At 69.6% G+C, this 22,627-nt stretch carries 20 protein-coding genes; 5 read left to right on the top strand and 15 right to left on the bottom strand.

Annotated features, from left to right (window positions below; all coding sequences use genetic code 11):
• Positions 1-93: 93 nt before the first annotated feature.
• The 4 genes from qcrB to ctaE are packed head-to-tail and all read right to left on the bottom strand — an operon-like array spanning position 94 to position 4,255.
• A complete protein-coding gene (qcrB, locus tag OHT52_RS23445; RefSeq protein WP_328722145.1) occupies positions 94-1,719 on the bottom strand; it encodes a cytochrome bc1 complex cytochrome b subunit in 1,626 nt (541 codons plus the stop codon).
• A complete protein-coding gene (gene qcrA / locus OHT52_RS23440; protein ID WP_328722144.1) occupies positions 1,716-2,771 on the bottom strand; it encodes a cytochrome bc1 complex Rieske iron-sulfur subunit in 1,056 nt (351 codons plus the stop codon). Before qcrA ends, qcrB begins: the two co-directional genes overlap by 4 nt.
• The gene (qcrC, locus tag OHT52_RS23435) at positions 2,768-3,577 is read right to left on the bottom strand and encodes a cytochrome bc1 complex diheme cytochrome c subunit (RefSeq protein ID WP_328722143.1); all 810 of its coding nucleotides are present in this window, start codon (positions 3,575-3,577) and stop codon (positions 2,768-2,770) included. The genes qcrA and qcrC overlap by 4 nt, the downstream gene beginning before the upstream one ends.
• A 57-nt stretch (positions 3,578-3,634) precedes the next feature.
• Complete coding sequence (gene ctaE, locus OHT52_RS23430; protein ID WP_266703481.1) at positions 3,635-4,255, bottom strand: aa3-type cytochrome oxidase subunit III; 621 nt, start codon at positions 4,253-4,255, stop codon at positions 3,635-3,637.
• Between the two features lie 187 nt (positions 4,256-4,442).
• Here ctaE and OHT52_RS23425 point away from each other — a divergent pair, with 187 nt between their 5' ends.
• Positions 4,443-4,853 (top strand): hypothetical protein, encoded by a 411-nt coding sequence (locus OHT52_RS23425; RefSeq protein WP_328722142.1) that lies wholly within the window; start codon positions 4,443-4,445, stop codon positions 4,851-4,853.
• 56 nt (positions 4,854-4,909) lie between these two features.
• Here OHT52_RS23425 and OHT52_RS23420 read toward each other — a convergent pair whose 3' ends face one another.
• The 4 genes from OHT52_RS23420 to ctaC form a co-directional block, all read right to left on the bottom strand.
• The gene (locus tag OHT52_RS23420; RefSeq protein WP_328722141.1) at positions 4,910-6,166 is read right to left on the bottom strand and encodes a L,D-transpeptidase; all 1,257 of its coding nucleotides are present in this window, start codon (positions 6,164-6,166) and stop codon (positions 4,910-4,912) included.
• A gap of 120 nt (positions 6,167-6,286) precedes the next feature.
• Positions 6,287-6,685, bottom strand: coding sequence for a cytochrome c oxidase subunit 4 (locus tag OHT52_RS23415; protein WP_328722140.1), 399 nt, complete (start codon positions 6,683-6,685; stop codon positions 6,287-6,289).
• Positions 6,682-8,418, bottom strand: coding sequence for an aa3-type cytochrome oxidase subunit I (ctaD, locus tag OHT52_RS23410; protein WP_266703489.1), 1,737 nt, complete (start codon positions 8,416-8,418; stop codon positions 6,682-6,684). Before ctaD ends, OHT52_RS23415 begins: the two co-directional genes overlap by 4 nt.
• Positions 8,415-9,380 (bottom strand): aa3-type cytochrome oxidase subunit II, encoded by a 966-nt coding sequence (gene ctaC, locus OHT52_RS23405; RefSeq protein WP_328722139.1) that lies wholly within the window; start codon positions 9,378-9,380, stop codon positions 8,415-8,417. The genes ctaD and ctaC overlap by 4 nt, the downstream gene beginning before the upstream one ends.
• A gap of 271 nt (positions 9,381-9,651) precedes the next feature.
• Here ctaC and OHT52_RS23400 point away from each other — a divergent pair, with 271 nt between their 5' ends.
• Entirely contained in the window at positions 9,652-11,046 is a 1,395-nt protein-coding gene (locus OHT52_RS23400; protein ID WP_328722138.1) for a cysteine desulfurase/sulfurtransferase TusA family protein, read from the top strand.
• 57 nt (positions 11,047-11,103) lie between these two features.
• Here OHT52_RS23400 and OHT52_RS23395 read toward each other — a convergent pair whose 3' ends face one another.
• Positions 11,104-12,078, bottom strand: a complete 975-nt coding sequence (locus tag OHT52_RS23395) for a carbohydrate kinase family protein (protein WP_328722137.1) — start codon at positions 12,076-12,078, stop codon at positions 11,104-11,106.
• Between the two features lie 154 nt (positions 12,079-12,232).
• Between OHT52_RS23395 and OHT52_RS23390 the strand changes: the two genes are divergently transcribed.
• Positions 12,233-12,430, top strand: a complete 198-nt coding sequence (locus tag OHT52_RS23390; protein ID WP_328722136.1) for a hypothetical protein — start codon at positions 12,233-12,235, stop codon at positions 12,428-12,430.
• Positions 12,431-12,578: 148 nt separating this feature from the next.
• The gene (locus OHT52_RS23385) at positions 12,579-13,994 is read left to right on the top strand and encodes a hypothetical protein (RefSeq protein WP_328722135.1); all 1,416 of its coding nucleotides are present in this window, start codon (positions 12,579-12,581) and stop codon (positions 13,992-13,994) included.
• Positions 13,995-14,108: 114 nt separating this feature from the next.
• Here OHT52_RS23385 and OHT52_RS23380 read toward each other — a convergent pair whose 3' ends face one another.
• Positions 14,109-14,465: a HesB/IscA family protein gene (locus tag OHT52_RS23380; protein ID WP_266703501.1), complete on the bottom strand. Its 357-nt coding sequence runs from the start codon at positions 14,463-14,465 to the stop codon at positions 14,109-14,111.
• Between the two features lie 263 nt (positions 14,466-14,728).
• Between OHT52_RS23380 and nadA the strand changes: the two genes are divergently transcribed.
• The gene (gene nadA, locus OHT52_RS23375) at positions 14,729-15,925 is read left to right on the top strand and encodes a quinolinate synthase NadA (RefSeq protein WP_328722134.1); all 1,197 of its coding nucleotides are present in this window, start codon (positions 14,729-14,731) and stop codon (positions 15,923-15,925) included.
• Between the two features lie 93 nt (positions 15,926-16,018).
• On the opposite strand, the gene OHT52_RS23370 is transcribed toward nadA, so the two are convergent.
• From OHT52_RS23370 to OHT52_RS23350, 5 genes are all read right to left on the bottom strand, one after another.
• Positions 16,019-19,171, bottom strand: coding sequence for an efflux RND transporter permease subunit (locus OHT52_RS23370; RefSeq protein WP_328722133.1), 3,153 nt, complete (start codon positions 19,169-19,171; stop codon positions 16,019-16,021).
• Positions 19,172-19,389: 218 nt separating this feature from the next.
• On the bottom strand, positions 19,390-20,079 hold the full coding sequence (locus tag OHT52_RS23365) for a response regulator transcription factor (RefSeq protein ID WP_328722132.1): 690 nt from the start codon (positions 20,077-20,079) through the stop codon (positions 19,390-19,392).
• Positions 20,076-21,329: a sensor histidine kinase gene (locus tag OHT52_RS23360; RefSeq protein WP_328722131.1), complete on the bottom strand. Its 1,254-nt coding sequence runs from the start codon at positions 21,327-21,329 to the stop codon at positions 20,076-20,078. The genes OHT52_RS23365 and OHT52_RS23360 overlap by 4 nt, the downstream gene beginning before the upstream one ends.
• Positions 21,330-21,549: 220 nt before the next feature.
• Entirely contained in the window at positions 21,550-21,828 is a 279-nt protein-coding gene (pspAA, locus tag OHT52_RS23355) for a PspA-associated protein PspAA (protein WP_328722130.1), read from the bottom strand.
• Positions 21,829-21,837: 9 nt separating this feature from the next.
• Complete coding sequence (locus tag OHT52_RS23350) at positions 21,838-22,623, bottom strand: PspA/IM30 family protein (protein ID WP_328722129.1); 786 nt, start codon at positions 22,621-22,623, stop codon at positions 21,838-21,840.
• Between the last annotated feature and the right edge of the window lie 4 nt (positions 22,624-22,627).

Below are 22,627 nucleotides of genomic sequence, written 5' to 3'. Positions count from 1 at the left end.
GGTGCCGCTCCACCCTATCGGGGCCCGGGAACGGCGAAGAGCCCCGTCCGGCGAATGGACGGGGCTCCTGGCTGTGGCGATCAGTTCAGGCGATCAGTGGTGACCGTGGCCGCTGGTGATCTCCTTGTACTCCTCGGCGGTGGGCTTGGCGATCTGGTTGTGCTCGCCGTAGTAGCCCTTGCTGAGCTTGGCGCGCAGCTTCGTGAGGGCCGAGACCTTGCGCTCGACACCGTTCTCGTCGACCGTCGGGCCGATCTCGAGCGGGGTGTACTGGTCGTGCGCCGTGAGGGTGTGCAGCTGGCCCTGGCTGAGCGGCTCGTGGATCTCCACGAACTCACCGTGCGGCAGGCGCTTGATGAGCCCGGACTCGCGTCCGTGCAGCACCTTCTCCTTGTCGCGGCGCTGGAGGCCGAGGCAGATCCGCTTGGTGGCGATGAACACCAGGACCGGCACCACGAAGAAGCCGACACGCACGAACCAGGTGATCGCGTTGATCGACAGGTGGAAGTGGGTGGCCCAGAGGTCGTTTCCACCACCGACGAGCAGCACGAAGTACCAGCTGATCCAGGCGACACCGAAGGCGGTCCGGGTCGGCGCGTTGCGCGGCCGGTCCAGGATGTGGTGCTCGCGCTTGTCTCCGGTGACCCAGGATTCGATGAACGGGTACACCGCGATCGCGGCCAGCACCAGCGGGAAGATGACCAGCGGGATGAAGACGCCCAGGACGAGCGTGTGACCCCAGAGGTTGATCTCCCAGCCCGGCATGACACGGATCAGGCCTTCGGAGAAGCCCATGTACCAGTCGGGCTGCGCGCCGGTGGACACCTGGTCCGGCCGGTACGGGCCGATGGCCCAGATCGGGTTGATCGAGGCGATGGCGGCGACGACCGAGATGACACCGAAGACCAGGAAGAAGAATCCTCCGGCCTTGGCCATGTAGACCGGCAGCAGCGGCATGCCCACGACGTTCTTGTTCGTGCGGCCGGGGCCCGCGAACTGCGTGTGCTTGTGGTAGAAGACCAGGATCAGGTGGCCCACCAGCAGGCCCATCATGATGCCGGGGAGCAGCAGGATGTGGACCGAGTAGAACCGGGCCACGAAGTCGCCGCCGGGGAAGTTCCCGCCGAACAGGAAGTACGCGAGGTACGTGCCGACGATCGGCACGGACAGGATCGCGCCCTGCATGAAGCGGACACCCGTACCGGAGAGCAGGTCGTCCGGGAGCGAGTAACCGGTGAAGCCGGTGAACATGCCCAGGACGAACAGCAGGAACCCGAAGAGCCAGTTGATCTCGCGCGGCTTGCGGAACGCGCCCGTGAAGAACACGCGCATCATGTGCACGAACATGCCGGCCAGGAAGATCAGCGCGGCCCAGTGGTGGATCTGCCGCACGAGCAGACCACCGCGGACGTCGAAGCTGATGTTCAGCGTCGAGGCGTACGCCTCGGACATCCGGATGCCCTGCATGGGCTCGTACGGGCCGTGGTACACGACCTCGTTCATGCTCGGGTGGAAGAACAGCGTCAGATACACACCCGTGAGGATGATGATGATGAAGCTGTAGAGGCAGACCTCGCCCAGCATGAAGGACCAGTGGTCCGGGAAGATCTTGCGCATGTTGGCCTTGGCCAGGCCGTAGATCCCCAGCCGGCCGTCCGCCCAGTCGGCGACCCGCTCACCTGCGGGCGCCTTGCGCGTGGTTTCCGTCGTAGTACTCATCCGCGCTCCCAGAAGGCAGGACCGACGGGCTCTTCGAAGTCACCGAGAGCTTCGAGGTCGCCCTCGCTGCTCACGCCGATCCGCAGCTGCGGAAGCGCGTGCCCGGCCGGACCGAAGATGACGCGGGCGCCGTCGGAGAGGTCGAAGGTGGACTGGTGGCACGGGCAGAGCACGTGGTGCGTCTGCTGCTCGTACAGGCTGATCGGGCAGCCGACGTGGGTGCAGATCTTGGAGAAGGCGACGATGCCTTCGTGCGCCCACTCGCGCTCGCGCTTGTCCTTGATGTCGTTCGGCTCGATGCGAATGATCATCAGGGCGGCCTTGGCGATCTGCGCCTGGAAGTCCTCGGCGTCCTCCTCCAGGCCCTCGGGCATGGCGAAGGTCAGCGAACCGACCGCGATGTCCTCAGGACGAAGAGGCTCCATCGTGTTCATGTTGATGAGCTTCTTGCCGTTGGCCCACAGCGTGGAACGGAGCTTCTTCTCCGGCAGCGGACCGAGGTCGCGCAGCAGCACCACACCGGCGAGCGGCACCAGGGCCAGCGCGCCGAACATCGTGGTGCGGATCAGCTTGCGACGGCCGATCACGGACTCCTCGGCACCGGCCTTGAAGTCCGCGAGGACCTGCGCCTTGACCTCGGGCGTGGCCTCGATCGCGTGACGCTCGGCGGGGACCTCGACGTCGGACATCAGGGTGCGGGCCCAGTGGACGGCACCCGCGCCGATGGCGAAGAGCGCCACACCCAGGGTGAGACCCAGGGAGAAGTTCAGCGCGCTCACGTGGCCGAACGGCCAGATGTAGACGATCTTGTCGACCGGGAAGATGACGTAGGAGGCGATGAACGCCACCGTCGCCAGCATGGACAGCATGAACAGGTACGCGACGACTCGCTCGGAGCGGTCGGCGGCACGTTCGTCGATGTCCTGGATGCGCGGCTTGTGGGCCGGCAGCCCCGGGTTCGCGAACGGATCGTCCGCGACCACTACCGCGCCGTGCGCGGCGTCCTGCTCGGCGAGCAGGCTCTTCTCTGGATTCTCTTCTTGGCTACTCATGACTTCTTGGCCTTAGCGGTGTGGGCCGCGACCCAGACGGCGACGGCGATCAGAAGGCCCAGACCGAAGATCCAGGCGAACAGGCCTTCGCTGACCGGTCCGAGGCCACCGAGCGACAGGCCGCCCGGGCTCTCGCTGTTGTCACCGTTCACGGTCTTGATGTACGCGATGATGTCCTGCTTCTGCTGCTCGGGCATCGTCGTGTCGGGGAAGGAGGGCATGTTCTGCGGGCCGGTCTGCATGGCCTCGTAGATGTGCTTCGGGCTCGCGCCTTCCAGGCTCGGGGCGTACTTGCCGTCCGTCAGCGCACCGCCTTCGCCCGTGAAGTTGTGACACTGGGCGCAGTTGGTGCGGAACAGGTCCCCGCCCTTGGCGATGTCCGCCCCGTCGGGGCTGACCTGCTTCTCGGTCGGCGTGATGGGGCCGGCGCCGAGCGAAGCGACGTACGCCGCGAGCTGGTCGATCTCCCCCTGCGAGTAGATGACCTTCTTCGCCGGAATCTGGGCACCCGGCTGCTGCGCGGGCATGCGGCCGGTGCCGACCTGGAAGTCGACGGCGGCGGAGCCGACGCCGACCAGCGAAGGCCCGTCGGACGTGCCCTGACCACTGGTTCCGTGGCAGCTGGCGCAGCCGACGGTGTAGAGCTTCTTGCCCTCCTCAATGGGGAGGGACTGGACGGATTCGTCTGCCTGCGCCTTGCCCGCAGGCGCAAACGCGGCGTACAGCCCCCCGGTAGCCGCCAGCGCGAGGAGTAGTACGACGACGGCCGCCAGTGGATGGCGTCGTCGTGCGGAGAGCTTTTTCACGGATTACCCCGGTGTCAGGATCTTCTGCGTCGATGATGGGTGGGTGCGAGCGCCCGGTTACTTGATCATGTAGATCGTCGCGAAGAGGCCGATCCACACGACATCGACGAAGTGCCAGTAGTAGGACACGACGATGGCTGCGGTCGCCTGTTCGTGGGTGAACCTCTTGGCCGCGTATGTTCTGCCGAGAACCAGCAGGAAGGCGATGAGACCGCCTGTCACATGCATGCCGTGGAAGCCGGTGGTCAGGTAGAACACCGAGCCGTACGGGTCCGAGGACAGGGAGAGCCCGTCCGTCTTGACCAGCTCGGTGTACTCCACGACCTGGCCGCCGATGAAGATCGCACCCATGACGAACGTGATGATGAACCACGTCCGGAGCTTCTTCACGTCGCCCCGCTCCGCGGCGAAGACGCCGAGCTGGCAGGTGAGAGAGGAAAGCACCAGGATCGTGGTGTTCGTCGCGGAGAACGGGAAGTTCAGATGGTCGGCCATCTCCTTCCAGTGATCCGGTCCCATCACCGATCGCAGGGTGAAGTACATCGCGAAGAGGGCCGCGAAGAACATCAGCTCGGAACTCAGCCAGATGATGGTTCCGACGCTGGTGAGGTTCGGCCGATTGACCGACGGGTGCGCGTGCCCGGTTTCTACTGTCGTTGCTGTCGCCACGACCGACATTATGTCGGTCGCTTATCCCGCCCTCACTCCCGGGGGTGCCGTTCGGTGTGTCAGAGGGGTGTGTCCTCCCCGAACGGCCCAGTGAATCGATGTCATTAGCGGTGCTGACGAGCTGTCCGCGGGAGTACGATCCGCGCATCGGTTCATGCCCCGAGAGCCCCGACGACACAGCTGTCACGGAGGAACAATGCAGGCGACCGCCACGGTCCTGGTCTACAGCGACGACGCCAACATCCGCGAGCAGGTGAAGCTCGCCACCGGGCGACGGCCCGCGGCCGACGTCCCCGAGGTGCGGTTCCTGGAGTGTGCGACGCTGCCCGCGGTGCTGTCCGCGCTCGACGCCGGCGGCGTCGACGTCTGCGTACTGGACGGCGAGACCGCGCCCGTGGGCGGCATGGGCGTGTGCCGGCAGATCAAGGACGAGGTGTTCCACTGCCCGCCCGTGCTGCTGCTGATCGGGCGCCCGCAGGACGCCTGGCTGGCCACCTGGAGCCGCGCGGACGCCGCCGTGACCCTTCCGGTGGACCCGGTCGAGTTCGCGGACGCCCTGGCCGCCCTGGTGCGTACACGGCTCCAGGTGGCGGCCGGAGCGTCCTGACACCTCTCGCCCGGCCCTGCCGGACGGTCCTACCGTGAGGCGGCGCACCCCCGGCGTCACACCTGGGGACGCAATCGCGCCGCCTCGACCGTGTGGGTTCCGGCCCCGGGCGTGGCGTTCCGCAGGGCGCTGCCCTTCTGCCACGCCTCCCAGGAGACGTTCCAGTCCCCGAACCCGTTGTCGAAGGGGGTCATGGTCTCCCCCTCGCTGCCGACGACCTTGACGACGTCTCCCTCGCGGACGGTGTCGAAGAACCATTCGGCGTTGTCCGTGCTCATCCCGGTGCAGCCGTGGCTGACGTTGGCGCTGCCCTGCGACCCGACGGACCACGGCGCGGCGTGCACGTATTCGCCGCTCCATGTCACCCGGGTGGCCCAGTAGACCGGCAGGTCGTACGACTCAGAGGAGTCGGTCGAGATGCCGACGGTCTCCCCGCGCATCCGGACGAACGCCTCCTTCCCGAGCACGACCTTGATGCCGTTGCGGGTGGAGAAGCCGGGCTTCCCGGTGGTGACCGGAATGGTGTTGATCACTTCTCCGTTGCGGAGCACGGTCATCTCGTGCTCGGCGGCGTCGGTGACGGCCTCGATCCGGTCGCCGATGGTGAGCTTGAGCGGCTTGACCTCCGCGCCGTGCAGGGCGTTGGTCACCTTGATGCCCTTGAAGTTGCTGCTCACTTCGACGGACGCCCCTGCGGGCCAGTACTCCTGGGGCCGGTAGTGCAGGATCTTGTCGTCGACCCAGTACCAGGAGCCGGTCACCGCGGGCGTGGAACGGACCTTGAGGGAGCGTTCGACGGTGGCCCTGGCGGCCTTGTCGGTGACCGGAGCGCTGAGTTCCGCCGTGATGGGCTGTCCGACCCCGTACGTGCCCGCGCGCGGGCCGAAGGAGACGTTCAGGAGCTTCTTCGGGGAGGTGGTCTCGAAGGAGAGCGTACGGCGGCCGGGGGCCCCGTCCTCGTCCTCGGTGGTGACTCTCACTTCGTACCGCGCGCCAGCGGCGAGCGGGGCGGTGGAGTGCCAGCGCTTACCGTCGGCGGCGAGCTCGCCGGCCAGACGGCGGCCGGTGCTGTCCGCGGCCGTCACATCGGTGATGCGTCCCTCGTCACCCTTGACGGTGACTTCCAGAGGCTTGTCGGGATCGGCCTTCCCCTGCGGGGCATGGCCGTTGAAGGAGACCTGGTCCGCCGCGTCGAACGGCTTGGCCGAGAGCGGGTGACCGTCGGGTCCTCCACAGGCGGTCGCACCGGCGGCCAGGGTCACGACCAGCAGGGTGCAACTCACTGCGGAGCGGGTACGCGGCGTGTCGTTCATGAACCCACGCTAAGAAGATTCATCCGATCCAGCGCGTTGTACGACTGCAAACGAGCGAGGGGCCCGACCGCTCCAGCCGAGCAGTCGGGCCCCTCGCGAGGTGTTACGGGTAACGCGGTGTCACTGGGTGCGGTTCTCACCGCGGTAGTACTCGAAGACCCAGCCGAAGAGGCCGATGGCCAGCATCGGGGCCGAGAAGTACGCCAGCCACCAGCCGAAGGCGATGCTCATGAAGAGCAGTGCGCCACCGATCGCCAGCGACAGCGGCTGCCAGCTGTGCGGGGAGAAGAACCCCACGTCGCCGGCCTCGTCGGCCACATCGGCTTCCTTGTTGTCCTGGGCCATCTGGTCGACCCTGTTGGCCGTGAAGGCCAAGTAGAAGCCGATCATCATGGACAGCCCGAAGGCCAGGACGAGGGCGGTGGTGCCGACCGGCTCCTTCGACCACACGCCGTAGGTGACGGCCATGATCAGGATGAAGACGCTCAGCCAGATGAACAGCTTGCCCTGGATCTTCACTTGCCTGCCTCCTTACCACCGGCGAGGACCTTGTCGGCCTCGGAGTGGTGGCCGAGCTGCTCCAGCGCGGCGATCTCCGGGTGGTGCAGGTCGAACGCCGGGGATTCGGAACGGATCCGCGGCAGGGTGATGAAGTTGTGGCGCGGGGGCGGGCAGGAAGTGGCCCACTCCAGCGAACGGCCGTAGCCCCACGGGTCGTCGACCTCGACCTTCTTGCCGTACTTGGCGGTCTTCCACACGTTGTAGAAGAACGGCAGGATCGACAGGCCGAGCAGGAACGAGGAGATCGTCGAGATCGTGTTCAGCGCGGTGAAGCCGTCGGCCGCGAGGTAGTCCGCGTAGCGACGCGGCATGCCCTCGGCACCGAGCCAGTGCTGCACCAGGAACGTGCCGTGGAAGCCCACGAACAGCGTCCAGAACGTGATCTTGCCGAGCCGCTCGTCCAGCATCTTGCCGGTGAACTTCGGCCACCAGAAGTGGAATCCGGCGAACATCGCGAACACCACGGTGCCGAAGACGACGTAGTGGAAGTGCGCGACGACGAAGTACGAGTCCGAGACGTGGAAGTCCAGCGGCGGCGAGGCCAGCAGAACGCCGGTCAGACCACCGAAGAGGAAGGTGATCAGGAAGCCGATGGACCAGAGCATCGGCGTCTCGAAGGACAGCGAGCCCTTCCACATCGTGCCGAGCCAGTTGAAGAACTTCACACCGGTCGGTACCGCGATGAGGAACGTCATGAAGGAGAAGAACGGCAGGAGCACGCCGCCCGTCACGTACATGTGGTGCGCCCAGACCGTCACGGAGAGACCCGCGATGGCGATGGTGGCCGCGATCAGGCCGATGTAGCCGAAGAGCGGCTTGCGGCTGAATACGGGGATCACTTCGGAAATGATTCCGAAGAACGGCAGCGCGATGATGTACACCTCTGGGTGTCCGAAGAACCAGAAGAGGTGTTGCCAGAGCAGTGCGCCGCCATTGGCCGCGTCGAATACGTGGGCCCCGAATTTTCGGTCCGCTTCCAACGCGAAGAGCGCGGCGGCGAGAACCGGGAAGGCCAGCAGGACCAGGACGGCCGTCAGCAGGACGTTCCACACGAAGATCGGCATCCGGAACATCGTCATGCCGGGCGCGCGCATGCAGATGATCGTGGTGATGAAGTTGACCGCGCCGAGGATCGTGCCGAAGCCGGAGAAGGCCAGACCCATGATCCACATGTCGGCACCGACACCCGGCGAGCGGACGGCGTCCGACAGCGGGGAGTAGGCGAACCAGCCGAAGTCGGCGGCGCCCTGCGGGGTGAGGAAGCCTCCCACCGCGATGAGCGAGCCGAAGAGGTACAGCCAGTACGCGAACATGTTCAGCCGCGGGAACGCCACGTCGGGCGCGCCGATCTGCAGCGGCATGATCCAGTTGGTGAACCCGGCGAACAGCGGCGTCGCGAACATCAGCAGCATGATCGTGCCGTGCATCGTGAACGCCTGGTTGAACTGCTCGTTCGACATGATCTGCGTACCCGGACGGGCCAGCTCGGCGCGCATGAAGAGCGCCATCAGTCCACCGATGCAGAAGAACGCGAACGACGTGACCAGGTAGAGCGTGCCGATCGTCTTGTGGTCAGTGGTGGTCAGCCACTTGATGACGACGTTTCCCGGCTGCTTGCGCCGTACCGGCAGCTCATCCTCGTACGAGTCGTCTGCTGCCGCGGCACCCTGAGGTTCGTTGAGGATGCTCACAGTTTGTTGGTCTCCGCATTCCTGGCGGGGTCAGTCTGCTCGATGCCTGACGGCACGTAGCCCGTCTGCCCCTTCTCCGCCAGCTCCTTGAGGTGCTGCTGGTAACGCTCGGGAGAGACCACCTTGACGTTGAAGAGCATCCGGGAGTGGTCGACTCCGCAGAGCTCGGCGCACTTGCCCATGAAGGTGCCCTCCTTGTTCGGAGTCACCTCGAACGCGTTGGTGTGGCCCGGGATGACGTCCTGCTTCATGAGGAACGGCACCACCCAGAAGGAGTGGATGACGTCACGCGAAGTGAGGATGAAGCGGACCTTCTCGCCCTTCGGCAGCCACAGGGTCGGACCCGGGTTGCCGGTCTGGGGGTTGCGCGTGCCCGGGATTCCCGCGTCGTAGACGCCGCCGGCGCCCTTCGGGAAGTCCGCGAGGTAGCGGTCGGGGATCGAGGAGAGCTCCTCGGGCGTCTTGGTGGTGGACGGCGAGCCGTCCACGTCCTCGACGTAGTTGAACGCCCAGCTCCACTGGTAGCCGACCACGTTGATGTTGTGGACGGGCTTGGTGGAGAGGGTGAGGAGCTTCGATTCATCGCGCGCGGTGAAGTAGAAGAGCACCGAGACGATGATGAGGGGGACCACTGTGTACAGCGCCTCGATGGGCATGTTGTACCTGGTCTGCGGAGGGACCTCCACCTTGGTCCGGCTACGCCGGTGGAAGACGGCGCTCCACAGGATCAGCCCCCAGACGAGGACACCCGTGGCGAGCGCTGCCGCCCACGAGCCCTGCCAGAGGGAGAGGATCCGAGGGGCCTCTTCCGTTACCGGGGTAGGCATACCGAGGCGAGGGAAATCCTGCCAGTTGTACGAACAACCGGAGGCCGTCGCCAGGACCAGGCCCGCAGTCAGCACCTGCGGCAGCTTCCGCCGCATCGGGCGCCGCGACGAGCGGTCGGAGCCGTTGGGACTCACGTAGCGCCTTCCCGAGAGTCTCGCCCGCTACGGTCGGCGCGCCCGTATGTCTCTGGTCGGTCGCCGCCCTGTCGCGGGCAGGGGTTTGGATGTTTATGCGGACCAAACCCTACTGGACGCTATTTGGGGTCGCGCGGGGAGGGTGCCCAACGCGCCGTCCGACACCCCGAAGGGGTGGAATCCCGGCTTCCGGGGCCCATCTGACGTTCCCTTTCCTGGTTCGCGGGCGGCCGCCACCGGCGGCGGCCCGCCCGCGGGCTAGCGTGGCGGGGTGCCCTACTTCGACGCCGCCTCCTCCGCGCCCCTGCATCCCGTGGCCCGTCAGGCCCTGCTGGCCTCCCTGGACGAGGGCTGGGCCGATCCCGCCCGGCTCTACCGGGAGGGACGGCGGGCCCGGATGCTGCTGGACGCCGCCCGCGAGGCGGCGGCCGAGGCGGTCGGCTGCCGCCCGGACGAGCTCGTTTTCACCCCTTCGGGGACGGCCGCGGTGCACATGGGAATTGCCGGAGCTCTTTCGGGCCGTCGGCGTGTCGGCCGTCGCCTGGTCGCGTCGGCCGTCGAACACTCGTCGGTATTCCATGCCGCGGCCTCGCACGAGGCCGCCGGCGGGTCCTTCACCGAGGTGCCGGTGGAACGGACCGGAGCGGTGGATTCCGCGGTGTTCGGCGCCGCCCTGCGCGAGGACACCGCGCTCGCCTGCCTCCAGTCCGCCAACCACGAGGTGGGCACCGAGCAGCCGGTGGCGGCCGTCGCCGCCCTCTGCCGGGAAGCGGGGGTCCCCCTGCTGGTGGACGCGGCGCAGTCGCTGGGGTGGGGGCGGGTGGCGGACGGCTGGTCACTGCTGACGGCGAGCGCGCACAAGTGGGGCGGACCGGCGGGCGTCGGACTGCTGGCGGTACGCAAGGGGGTCAGGTTCGCACCCCAGGGCCCCGCCGACGAACGGGAGTCGGGGCGGTCGGCCGGCTTCGAGAACCTGCCGGCGATCGTGGCCGCCGCCGCCTCGCTGCGCGCGGTGCGCGCCGAGGCGGAAGCGGAGGCGGCGCGGCTGCGGGCGCTGGTGGACCGCGTCCGCGCGGAGGTGGCGGCCCGGGTGCCGGACGTGGAGGTGGTGGGCGACCCGGGGCGGCGGCTGCCGCACGTCGTCACCTTCTCCTGCCTCTACGTCGACGGGGAGACCCTGCTGCACGAGCTGGACCGGGCCGGTTTCTCCGTATCGTCCGGTTCGTCCTGCACCAGCAGCACGCTGACGCCCAGCCATGTGCTGAAGGCGATGGGGGTGCTCTCGGAGGGAAACGTCCGGGTGTCGCTGCCCGCGGGCACGGCCGCCTCGGACGTGGAGCGCTTCCTCGACGTGCTGCCAGGGGTGGTCGCCGGGGTCCGGGAGCGCCTCGGAGTTCCGGTGGCCGGCGGGTCCGCCGGGTCCGCCGCCGTCGCGCCGGCCGCCTCGCTCGTGGTGGATGCGCTGGGCCGGCGCTGCCCGGTCCCGGTGATCGAACTCGCCAAGGTGATCGGCGACGTACCGGTGGGCGGCACGGTCACGGTGCTCGCCGACGACGAGGCGGCCCGGCTGGACATCCCGGCCTGGTGCGAGATGCGGGAGCAGGAGTACGTGGGCGAGGAGCCGGCGGAGCGGGGCGCGGCGTACGTGGTCCGCCGACTGGGCTGAGGAGACCGGAGGCCCGTACGGTCCGGCGGGAACCGGACCGTACGGAAGGACCCGGGCTCAGGCGAGGTGCGCGCGGACCTCGTCGGCGGCCTCGTGGCCGTACGCCTTGGCGAAGCGGTCCATGAAGCGGGAGCGGCGCAGGGTGTACTCCTGCGTGCCGACCGTCTCGATGACCAGGGTGGCGAGCATGCAGCCGACCTGGGCGGCGCGCTCCAGGCCGACGCCCCAGGCGAGGCCGGAGAGGAAGCCGGCGCGGAAGGCGTCGCCGACACCGGTCGGGTCGGCCTTCGCCTCCTCGTCGGGGCAGCCGACCTCGATGACCGGCTCGCCCACGCGCTCGATGCGCACTCCCCGCGCGCCGAGGGTGGTGACCCGGTGGCCGACCTTGGCCAGGATCTCCTCGTCGGTCCACCCGGTCTTGGACTCGATGAGCCCCTTCTCGTACTCGTTGGAGAAGAGGTAGGTCGCGCCCTCCAGCAGTATCCGGATCTCTTCGCCGTTCATCCGGGCGATCTGCTGGGAGAAGTCCGCGGCGAAGGGGATGCCCCGGGAGCGGCACTCCTCGGTGTGGCGGAGCATCGCCTCCGGGTCGTCGGCGCCGATGGAGACGAGGTCGAGGCCGCCGAAGCGCTCGGCGACGCTGTGCAGCTCGATCAGCCGGGCCTCGCTCATGGCGCCGGTGTAGAAGGAGCCGATCTGGTTGTGGTCGGCGTCCGTGGTGCAGACGAAGCGCGCGGTGTGCAGCACCTCGGAGATGCGGACCGATCCGGTGTCCACGCCGTGCCGGTCGAGCCAGGCGCGGTACTCGTCGAAGTCGGATCCGGCGGCGCCCACCAGCACCGGGGAGGTGCCGAGCTGCCCCATGCCGAAGCAGATGTTGGCCGCGACCCCTCCCCGGCGCACGTCCAGGGCGTCGACCAGGAAGGAGAGCGAGACCGTGTGCAGCTGGTCCGCGACGAGCTGGTCGGCGAAGCGGCCGGGGAAGGTCATGAGGTGGTCGGTGGCGATGGAGCCGGTGACTGCGATACGCACGGGAGGCTGCTCCTGCGGGGCGGGGGGAGACGCGTGAGCGTTCCGGGACGGCGTGACACCTCACGCTACCCGTTGAGGTACCGAGTACCGATGGGACGAAACTACCCGATAGTAGGTCTTTCTACTCAGTGGGATCGGTGCGTACGGTGCGGATATGCCCACACACAGCGTCGTGACCGAGACCGAAGCGAGCCTGGCCGATCTGAGGCGTGACTGTGTGCGGATGGCGCCGCACTGGGTCGTTCCGCCGAAGACTGCCACGCCACCCGTCGCGCCGTCCCTGATTCACGGAGTCACGGTGCCGCCCGCCTCCGCGCGGCTGATCGAGGCGACGGAGGAGTACGGCGGCTGACTCCCCTACCCGGGAAGGTGGTTGACGCCCCGGTGTCGCGTGCTCGCCGGGAACCGATCGCCGCTCCGCCCCGTCACAGCCCCGTCCCCCCTTCCCGGGGACGGGGCGGGAGCGTCCGCCCCGGACGCGACGGCGAAGGAGCTTCACAGTGAGCATCGAGCGATCGGACGAGAACCCGGCCGGTTCCCGGCGCCGGCCCCCGGCCCTGATCGGCGCGGTGGTGGCCGCGGTGGTGCTGGCCGGCGGTGGCGGCGTCTGGTGGGCGGCCACGGCGGACAGCGGCGGCGAGGGGAAGAACTCCGCAGCGGCACCTGCCTCGCCTACTCCGACTCCGACTCCGACTCCCCTGAGCATCTCCGGACCGGCCGACCGGACCGATCCGGCCGCCCAGGGCATCGCTCCCGGCGAGCCGGCCCCCACGGGCGTGATCTACCGCCCCGGCGGCGAGTTCCCCGAGGGCCCCGCGACGGCGCGGGTGCACCGGACCGCGGCCACCGTGTCCCTCGCCGACGCGACGCGGCTGGCCCGGGTGTTCGGCATGCCGGGCACCCCGGCGTCGCAGGGCGGCTACTGGCGGCTGGGCGCGGGCGGAGCGGAGCCGTACCTGGAGGTCTCCCGGGCGGCGCCGGGGACGTGGACGTACCTGCGCGGCACCGGCGGCCTCTCCCCCTGCCCGTCCGGCTCGGTGTGCGCCGACGGCCCCTCGGGCCGGAGCCCGGTGAGCCCCGGGGCGGCGAGGGCGGCGGCCCGGCCGGTGCTGGAGGCCCTGGGCCTGGGGGACGCGGCGCTCACCGACGGCGGGCTGCTGGGCGCGCTGCGGGTGGTCGGCGCCGATCCGGTGGTGGGAGGGCTGCCCACGCACGGCTGGTCCACCGACGTCCGGGTGGGGCCGGACGGTGCGGTGGCCGGGGCCTCGGGCCGGCTGGTGCTGCCCGAGGCGCGGGACGCCGCCTACCCGGTGGTGGGCGCCCGTGCCGCGCTGGCGTCGCTGAACGCCGCACAGGGGGCCGGGACCGCTCCCGCCTGCGCGACGGCCGTCCCCCTGGACGGCGGGGACGGCGGACCGAAGACGGCGGGACCGGAGTGCGTACCGTCCTCGGGGCGCACCGCGCCGCCGACGCCGATGACGGTGGAGAAGGCGGTGTTCGGGCTCTCGGCGCAGTCCGTGGACGACGCGCCGGCCCTGGTGCCGTCCTGGCTCTTCACCGTGCGGCCGGAGGCGGGCGGCACGGTCTCCACGGTTGCCCAGGTCGCCGTCGCCCCCGCCTACCTGGAGGCCCCGTCGGCTTCGCGGCCGGCCCGCGGCGTGACGCCGCTTTCGTACACCGAGCACGGGCGGACGCTGGAGGTGGCGTTCTGGGGCGGCGTGTGCGGCACCTACTCGGCGAGCGCCGAGGAGGACCGTACGGAGGTCCGGGTCACGATCACCGAACCGCGGCCGGAGCCGGGAACGGCCTGCGTGGCCATGGCCGAGAGGGTGACCGTCCCGGTGGCCCTGGACGCTCCGCTCGCCGGGCGGACCGTCCTGGAGACGGCATCCGGCAAGCCGGTTCCCCGCGGGTAGGACACCGGAACGTACGAAGGCGGCCCCGGAATCGCTTTCGGGGCCGCCTTCGTCGTACGTCTTCGTCCCGCAGCCGGTCCGTGGACCGGGCGTCTCCGGGAAACCGGTGAAGACTTAGCTGAACGAGTCGCCGCAGGCGCAGGAGCCGGTGGCGTTGGGGTTGTCGATCGTGAAGCCCTGCTTCTCGATGGTGTCGACGAAGTCGATCGAGGCACCGCCGAGGTACGGGGCGCTCATGCGGTCGGTGACGACCTTGACGCCGTCGAAGTCCTTCACGACGTCGCCGTCGAGCGAGCGCTCGTCGAAGAAGAGCTGGTAACGCAGGCCGGAGCAGCCGCCGGGCTGAACGGCGACGCGCAGGGCGAGGTCGTCGCGGCCCTCCTGGTCCAGCAGGCCCTTGACCTTGGCTGCGGCGGCGTCGGACAGGAGGATGCCGTCGCTCACGGTGGTGGTCTCGTCCGATACGGACATCTGCTTCTCTCCCGGGTTGTACGGACTGCTTGCCGACGGTGCAACCGTCGCGCGCGCGGATTCATTCCGCGCCCGCGGCCGTCTGTTCCTTTTCATGCTCGCACACGGCGCGCGCGAGGGTATGCGTCACATCGACGGTAACGACGTCGTCAAACTGACGCGATCCGGTTATCATAGATAACGTCAAATAGACGAAAAGACTCCCGGCGCTGACCACCGGCCTCACCGACCGGCTCCGCCGCGCTCATCAATGACAAGAAAGGGTGCGTGACGTGACCACGGCCCACCCCCCTGTGGAACTCGATGTTCAGCCGTCGCCCCTGGCCCTGCTCCTGCTCGGCCGTGAGGCCGACCCGAAGAGCGAGCGCGGAGTGGAGTGCCCCGGCGACCTGCCCTCCCCGTCCGACCCGGACCTCGTGGAGCGCGCCCGCGCGGCCAAGGAGAAGCTCGGGGACAAGGTGTTCGTCCTCGGTCACCACTACCAGCGCGACGAGGTCATCCAGTTCGCGGACGTCACCGGCGACTCTTTCAAGCTGGCCCGTGACGCCGCCGCCCGCCCGGAGGCCGAGTACATCGTCTTCTGCGGTGTGCACTTCATGGCCGAGTCCGCGGACATCCTGACCGGCGACGACCAGAAGGTCGTGCTGCCCGACCTGGCGGCCGGCTGCTCGATGGCCGACATGGCCACCGCCGAGCAGGTCGCCGAGTGCTGGGACGTACTGACCGAGGCGGGCGTGGCCGACCGGACCGTCCCCGTCTCGTACATGAACTCCTCCGCCGACATCAAGGCGTTCACCGGGCGCCACGGCGGCACCATCTGCACCTCCTCCAACGCCGAACGGGCGCTGGAGTGGGCCTTCGAGCAGGGCGACAAGGTCCTCTTCCTCCCCGACCAGCACCTGGGTCGCAACACCGCCGTCCGGGACATGGGGATGTCGCTGGAGGACTGCGTCCTCTACAACCCGCACAAGCCGAACGGTGGCCTGACGGCCCAGCAGCTGCGCGACGCGAAGATGATCCTCTGGCGTGGGCACTGCTCGGTGCACGGGCGCTTCTCGGTGGAGTCCGTCGAGGACGTCCGCGCGCGCATCCCCGGCGTCAACGTCCTGGTGCACCCGGAGTGCAAGCACGAGGTCGTCGCGGCGGCCGACCAGGTCGGCTCGACGGAGTACATCATCAAGGCGCTGGAAGCGGCCCCGGCCGGCTCCAAGTGGGCCATCGGTACGGAGCTGAACCTGGTGCGCCGTTTGGCGAATCGTTTCGCCGCCGAGGACAAGGAGATCGTCTTCCTCGACAAGACGGTCTGCTTCTGCTCCACGATGAACCGGATCGACCTGCCCCACCTGGTCTGGACGCTGGAGTCGCTGGCCGAGGGCAAACTCGTCAACCGGATCGAGGTCGACCCGGAGACCGAGAAGTACGCGAAGCTGGCGCTGGAGCGGATGCTGGCGCTGCCGTAGGGCACGCGCCCCGCGCACGGCTGAGGGCCCGGCACCCGCACTCCCGTGAGGAGAGTGCGGGTGCCGGGCCCTTCTTCCGTCGCCGTGGCGGGGTCAGACGCCGGAGTGGGCCGCCTCGCGGGAGCCGTCCGTACCGGAGTCGCTCTGTGCGGGGACCTGGCCCTTCGCCTCGCGCTTGGCCGCCCTCTTCTCGGCCCGGCGCTCCTTGCCCAGCTCCACCATGGCGTACAGCGTCGGCACCAGAAGGAGCGTCAGCAGGGTGGAGGTGATCAGACCGCCGATCACGACGACGGCCAGCGGCTGGGAGATGAGCCCGCCCTCGCCGGTGATGCCGAGCGCCATCGGCAGCAGCGCGAAGATCGTCGCCAGCGCGGTCATCAGGATCGGCCGGAGCCGGTGACGGCCCCCCTCGACGACCGCCTCGACGACACCCATGCCCTGGGACCTGTACTGGTTGATCAGGTCGATCAGCACGATCGCGTTCGTGACCACGATGCCGATGAGCATCAGCATGCCGATCATCGCCGGGACGCCCATCGGGGTGCCGGTGACGAGCAGCAGACCGATCGCGCCGGTGGCCGCGAACGGGATGGAAACCAGCAGGATCATCGGCTGGATCAGCGAACGGAAGGTCGCCACCAGCAGCATGAAGACGATCGCGACGGCCGCCAGCATGGCGAGGAAGAGCTTCGTGTACGCGTCGCTCTGGTCCGCGCTGACACCCCCGATGGTGGCGGTGGCGCCCTCGGGGAGGTCCAGCGCGTCGAGCTTCTTCGTGAGCTCCTGGCTCACCCCGCCGGTGTCCTCGTCGGTGGGCCGCGCGGTGATGGTGGCGGCGCGCTGTCCGTCGATACGGGTCATGGAGACCGGTCCGTCGACCACCTCGACGTCCGCGATCTGGCTGAGCCGGACCGTGCCCACCTTCAGGTCTTCGAGCTGGGCCATGGTGGTGGCCGGCGTCGCCGACTTCACGACGACGTCACGCTCGGTGTCGTCCAGCATGGCCTTGCCCGACTTCGTACCGCCGACCGCGCCGGTGACGAGCGCGCCCAGCGTGGTCTGGTCGAAGCCGGCCGCGGCGGCCTTGTCGTTGGCGCGGACCGAGATGCGCGGGACACTCTGCGAGAGGTCGCTCTGGACGTCGGTGACGCCGTCCAGCTTCTTCACCTCGGCGCGCACCTCCTCGGACGCCTTCCTCAGCACGTCCGGGTCGGCCGCCTTGACCACGACGCTCAGATCCTGGCTGCCGAAGCCGCCGCCCGCCGCGATGCTGGTCTGGCCGATGCCGTCCAGCTTCGCGAGACCCTCCTCGATCCGCTTCTGGGCCGCGTCGTAGTCGCCGGCGTCCTTCAGCGTGATCTGGTACGAGGCCTGGTTGGCACCCGTGCTGCCGCCGAAGGCGGCCAGGAAGCCGGAGGAGCCGACGGTGACCTGGTAGTCCTTCACGCTCTTGTCGGCCGTGATGACCTTCTCGACCTTGCGGGCGGCCTCGTCGGCCGCGTCCAGGCTCGTGCCCGGAGCCAGCTCCTGGGTGAGCGAGATGACTTCCTGCTCGCCCTCGTCGAAGAGGGTGGTCTTCAGGAGCGGGGCCATGCCGAACGTGCCGAGCAGGATCACCAGCGCGATCACCACACTGGTGACCCGGCGCCGGGTGGCGAAGCCGAGGACGGGGACGTAGATCCGCTGGAGCCGGCTCGCCGCCTCCTTCTCCTCCGCCTTGCGGCGGGCCTGGTCCGGGTTCTCGTCGGTGCCCTTGGGCGCGCGCAGGAACCAGTAGGACAGGACCGGGACGACGGTCAGCGACACCAGCAAGGACGCGAGCAGGGCCGCCGTGACGGTGAGTGAGAACGAGCCGAAGAGCTGGCCGACCATGCCGCCGACGAGACCGATCGGCAGGAAGACGGCGACGGTGGTGAGGGTGGAGGCGGTGACCGCTCCGGCCACCTCCTTCACCGCCGCGACGATCGCGGACTGCCGCTCCTCGCCGTAGCCGAGGTGCCGCTTGATGTTCTCCAGCACGACGATCGAGTCGTCCACCACCCGGCCGATCGCGATGGTCAGCGCGCCGAGGGTGAGCATGTTGAGCGAGAGGTCCCGGGTCCACAGCACGATGAGCGCGAGGACCACGGAGAGCGGGATGGAGACCGCGGTGACGAGCGTCGAGCGGATCGACGCCAGGAAGATCAGGATCACCACGACGGCGAAGAGCAGGCCGAGCGCGCCCTCGATGGTCAGACCGGAGATCGCCTTGGAGACGGCCGGGCCCTGGTCGGTGACGACCGTCAGCTCGGCGCCGGCACCCAGGTCCTTGCGCAGATCGGGGAGGATCTTCTCGACCGCGTCGGAGATGGCGACGGCGCTGCCGTCCTTGTCCATCGTCGCCGCCACGGCGAGGCTCGGTTTGCCGTTGGTGCGGGTGATGGAGACCGGGGTGGCCTCCTCCTGCTTCACGGTGGCGACGTCACCGAGGCGGACCGGCTTGCCGGGCTTGCCGGTGGCAGCACCGGGGACGATCCGGACGTCCTCGATCTGCCGGAGCGAGGTGAACCCGCCGCCGACCTGGATGGTGCGACTCTCGCCCGACTCGGCGAAGGAGCCGGCCGCCATGGTGCCGCCCGCCGCCTGGAGCGCCTGGGAGACGGAGGCCGGGGAAAGACCTGCCGCCGCGAGCTTCTGGTCGTCGGGGACGACGGACACCTGCATGTCCTGGACGCCGCTGATCGCGACCTGGCCCACGCCCTCGATGTCTTCCAGGGCGGGCACCACGGTGTGGTCCAGCTGGTCGGCGAGCGCCTGCTGGTCCTTGTCCGAGGTGACGGCGAGGACCACGGCCGGGATGTCGTCGGTGGAACCGGCGACGACCTGCGGGTCGACGCCCTCCGGGAGCTGGCTGCGTGCCCGGTTCACGGCCTGCTGGATGTCGGCGACGAGCTGCTTGGTGCCCTCGTCCCCGAAGTCGAAGCTGGCCATGACGATGGCGTTGCCCTCGCTGGCGGTCGAGGTGACGCCCTCGATGCCGTCGACGGCCTTGATGGCGTTTTCGAGCGGTTCGACGACCTGCTTCTCGACCACATCGGGGGAGGCCCCCTGATAGGGCGCCAGGACCGACACCATCGGCAGTTCGATGGTCGGCAGCAACTGCTGCTTGAGCTGCGGGATCGCTATCGCGCCGAAGACCAGCGCGATGACGGAGATCAGCCCGATCAGGGCCCGTTGCGCGAGGCTGAACCTTGACAGCCAGGACATGGGTGGGGTCTCTCTTCTGTGGCGTACGCGGTGACGACCGGATGCGGGGATTCGACGGGGACACACCCGATCCAGTCATACGATCCCTGATCGCCTCCGCCGGAACGTCGCCCCCCGGGGTGCTTTTGCGACCCGCGTGTACCGCAGCTGGAGTACGCGGGCCTCCACCCGGTCTGCACCCCGCGGGGTGCGTGAAGGGCCGTCCGGCGGGCGGCCGTTCACGCGCCCCGGGGGCGTACCAGGCCCGACTCGTAGGCGATGACGACCAGTTGGGCCCGGTCGCGGGCGCCCAGCTTCGCCATGGCCCGGTTCACGTGGGTCTTGACGGTGAGCGGGCTGACGGCGAGGCGTTCGGCGATCTCGTCGTTGGAGTGTCCGGCGGCGACTTGGACGAGCACCTCACGCTCGCGGACGGTGAGCGCGTCCAGCCGCTCGGCGTGGGCGGCGGCGTCGGGCAGTTCGTCCGAAGAGGCCGCCTGTGCGAGGAAAGTGGCGATCAGTCCCTTGGTGGCGGCCGGGGAGAGCAGCGCCTCGCCGGCCGCGGCGACGCGTATCGCCTGGAGGAGCTCCTCGGGTTCCGCGCCCTTGCCGAGGAAGCCGGAGGCCCCGGCCCGCAGCGACTGGACGACGTACTCGTCCACCTCGAAGGTGGTCAGCATGACGACCCGTACGCCCACGAGCGCCGGGTCCGCGCTGATCAGCCGGGTCGCGGCGAGGCCGTCGGTGCCGGGCATCCGGATGTCCATCAGGACGACGTCGGGGGCGGTGGCGCGGGCGAGTTCCACCGCCTGGGCGCCGTCGGCGGCCTCGCCGACGACCCGCATGTCGGGTTCCGAGTCGACCAGCACCCGGAACGCGCTGCGCAGCAGCGCCTGGTCGTCGGCGAGCAGCACCCTGATCGTGCTCACGCGAGTCCCCCCGTACGTCCCGGACCGCCCGGCCGGACGTCCACCGGGAGGATCGCATGCACCCGGAACCCGCCGCCGTAGCGGGGGCCCGCCGTGAGGGTGCCGCCGAGCGCGGTGACGCGCTCGCGCATGCCGAGGAGGCCGTGGCCGCCGCCGAGTCCGCCCTGGGCGGGGACCGCGGGGGTGCCGCGGCCGTTGTCGAGGACGGTCACCTCGGCCGTCCCGCCGACCCGTACGACGCTGACCTCGGCCTTCGTACCGGCTCCGGCGTGCTTGCGCACATTGGTCAGGGCCTCCTGGACGACCCGGTAGGCGGCCAGGTCGACGGCCGCGGGCAGGGGGGCGGAGTTCTCTGGGCAGGCGACCTCCACCGGGAGTCCGGCGTTGCGGAAGGTGTCGACCAGTTCGCCGAGGACGGCGAGGCCGGGCGCGGGTTCGGTGGGCGCGGTGGGATCGCCGGACTGGCGCAGCAGTCCCACGGTGGCGCGGAGTTCGTCGAGGGCGGAGCGGCTGGCGTCCCGTACGTGCGCGAGCGCCTCCTTGGCCTGGTCCGGTCGCTTGTCCATGACGTGGGCGGCGACCCCGGCCTGCACATTGACCAGGGCGATGTGGTGGGCGACGACGTCGTGCAGGTCGCGGGCGATGCGCAGGCGCTCCTCGGCGACACGGCGGCGGGCCTCCTCGTCGCGGGTGCGCTCGGCGCGTTCGGCGCGTTCCTGGATCGCGTCGATGAAGGCCCGGCGGCTGCGTACGGCGTCGCCGGCCGCCCCGGCGAGGCCGGTCCAGGCGACGACGCCCAGGTTGACCTGGCTGTACCAGGGGGCCGCCCCGAAGATCATCGCGGCGGCGCTGAGCGCGCCGCTGGTGACGAGCCCGACCCGCCAGGTGGTGGGCCGGTCGGTGCGGGAGGCGACGGTGTAGAGGGCCACGACCGCGCTCATCACCACCGGTCCCGGCGGGTCGACCACCACGAACTCCACGACCGACAGGCAGCAGGTGAAGCCGAGCACCTGGAGGGCCCGCTTCCTGCGCAGCACCAGTGCGGCGGCGCCGAGCAGCATCAGGACGACGCTGGAGGCGACGGGGCTCCGGGAGCCGAAGAAGGGCCCGTGGTGGCCCGGGCGGGAGCCGGCGAAGGACGCCGCGAGCATGGTCCCGAGGACGGCGAGGGCGAGCGCCGCGTCGAAGGCGAGCGGGTGGTCCCGCAGCCAGCGGCGGGCGCTCGCGAGTCCGGTTCCGAGGGTGGTCACGTCGGGCAACGGTACGGCGTGCGGGAGACGGCCCGGACGGGGCGGCGGCCATCGCGCCCCGGTACGCGCCCGCGCACGCCCTGGGCCGCCGGACGCACCGCCCGTGCCCGCGGCCCGTACGCACCCGGCCCTCCGCACCCCGGCGCACCGCTCCGGAACGCGCCTCCGCCCGCCCGGTGGTCCCGGGCGGGCGGAGGGGTGGAGTGCGCCGTCCGGTGGGTCAGCCGGGGATCAGCCCGTCGTCGTGGAGCATGGCGCGGACCTCTTCGAGGGTGGCGTCGGGCGAGGGCAGGATCAGTTCGGACGGTTCCAGGGAGTCGTCCGGCAGCGGCGAGCCCAGCTCGCGCACCCGGCCGAGCAAGGCGTGCAGCGTGGCGCGGAATCCGGGGCCGTCGCCGCGCTCCATCTCCGCGAGCAGTTCGTCGTCGAGCGCGTTCAGCTCGGCGATCTCGCCGTCGGCCAGTTCTACCTGGCCCTCCCCCATGATCCGTACGATCATGACCGTCCCTCAGCTCTTGTCGTACCGGTGCGGTGACTGCTGCTGGGAGCCGGGCGCGGTGTCCTCGGAGCCGCCCTCGATGGCCTGCTGGCCGGCCGAGGTACCGCCGGCCAGTTCGGCCTTCATCCGCTGGAGCTCCAGCTCCACATCCGTACCACCGGAGATGCGGTCCAGCTCGGCGGCGATGTCGTCCTTCGCCGTGCCGGTGGGGTCGTCCAGGGCGCCGGAGGCGAGCAGCTCGTCGATCGCGCCGGCGCGGGCCTGCATCTGCTGCGTCTTGTCCTCGGCCCGCTGGATGGCCAGGCCGACGTCGCCCATCTCCTCGGAGATGCCGGAGAACGCCTCGCCGATGCGGGTCTGCGCCTGGGCGGCCGTGTAGGTGGCCTTGATCGTCTCCTTCTTGGTGCGGAAGGCGTCGACCTTGGCCTGGAGCCGCTGGGCCGCGAGAGTGAGCTTCTCCTCCTCGCCCTGCAGCGTCCGGTGCTGCGTCTCCAGGTCGGTGACCTGCTGCTGGAGGGCGGCGCGACGGGAGAGCGCCTCGCGGGCGAGGTCCTCCCGGCCGAGCGCGAGCGCCTTGCGCCCCTGGTCCTCCAGCTTGGACGACTGACCCTGCAACTGGTTCAGCTGCAGCTCCAGCCGCTTGCGCGACGTCGCCACGTCGGCGACTCCGCGACGCACCTTCTGCAGCAGTTCCAGCTGCTTCTGGTACGAGTAATCGAGGGTCTCGCGCGGATCCTCGGCCCGGTCAAGAGCCTTGTTTGCCTTCGCGCGGAAGATCATTCCCATACGCTTCATGACA

It is taken from the genome of Streptomyces sp. NBC_00247, from assembly GCF_036188265.1.
In the GTDB taxonomy this organism is placed as follows: Bacteria; Actinomycetota; Actinomycetes; order Streptomycetales; family Streptomycetaceae; genus Streptomyces.
The sequence above is the reverse complement of the archived record's forward strand: the minus strand, read 5'-3'. Positions and strand labels throughout refer to the sequence as shown.

What these genes read in the sequence shown, in the direction of transcription:
- ctaE (WP_266703481.1), bottom strand. Translation starts at nt 4,255, where the DNA reads ATGTCGGTCGTGGCGACAGCAACGACAGTAGAAACCGGGCACGCGCAC.
- OHT52_RS23420 (WP_328722141.1), bottom strand. Translation starts at nt 6,166, where the DNA reads ATGAACGACACGCCGCGTACCCGCTCCGCAGTGAGTTGCACCCTGCTG.
- OHT52_RS23425 (WP_328722142.1), top strand. Translation starts at nt 4,443, where the DNA reads ATGCAGGCGACCGCCACGGTCCTGGTCTACAGCGACGACGCCAACATC.
- qcrB (WP_328722145.1), bottom strand. Translation starts at nt 1,719, where the DNA reads ATGAGTACTACGACGGAAACCACGCGCAAGGCGCCCGCAGGTGAGCGG.
- OHT52_RS23350 (WP_328722129.1), bottom strand. Translation starts at nt 22,623, where the DNA reads ATGAAGCGTATGGGAATGATCTTCCGCGCGAAGGCAAACAAGGCTCTT.
- OHT52_RS23380 (WP_266703501.1), bottom strand. Translation starts at nt 14,465, where the DNA reads ATGTCCGTATCGGACGAGACCACCACCGTGAGCGACGGCATCCTCCTG.
- pspAA (WP_328722130.1), bottom strand. Translation starts at nt 21,828, where the DNA reads ATGATCGTACGGATCATGGGGGAGGGCCAGGTAGAACTGGCCGACGGC.
- qcrA (WP_328722144.1), bottom strand. Translation starts at nt 2,771, where the DNA reads ATGAGTAGCCAAGAAGAGAATCCAGAGAAGAGCCTGCTCGCCGAGCAG.
- OHT52_RS23390 (WP_328722136.1), top strand. Translation starts at nt 12,233, where the DNA reads ATGCCCACACACAGCGTCGTGACCGAGACCGAAGCGAGCCTGGCCGAT.
- OHT52_RS23370 (WP_328722133.1), bottom strand. Translation starts at nt 19,171, where the DNA reads ATGTCCTGGCTGTCAAGGTTCAGCCTCGCGCAACGGGCCCTGATCGGG.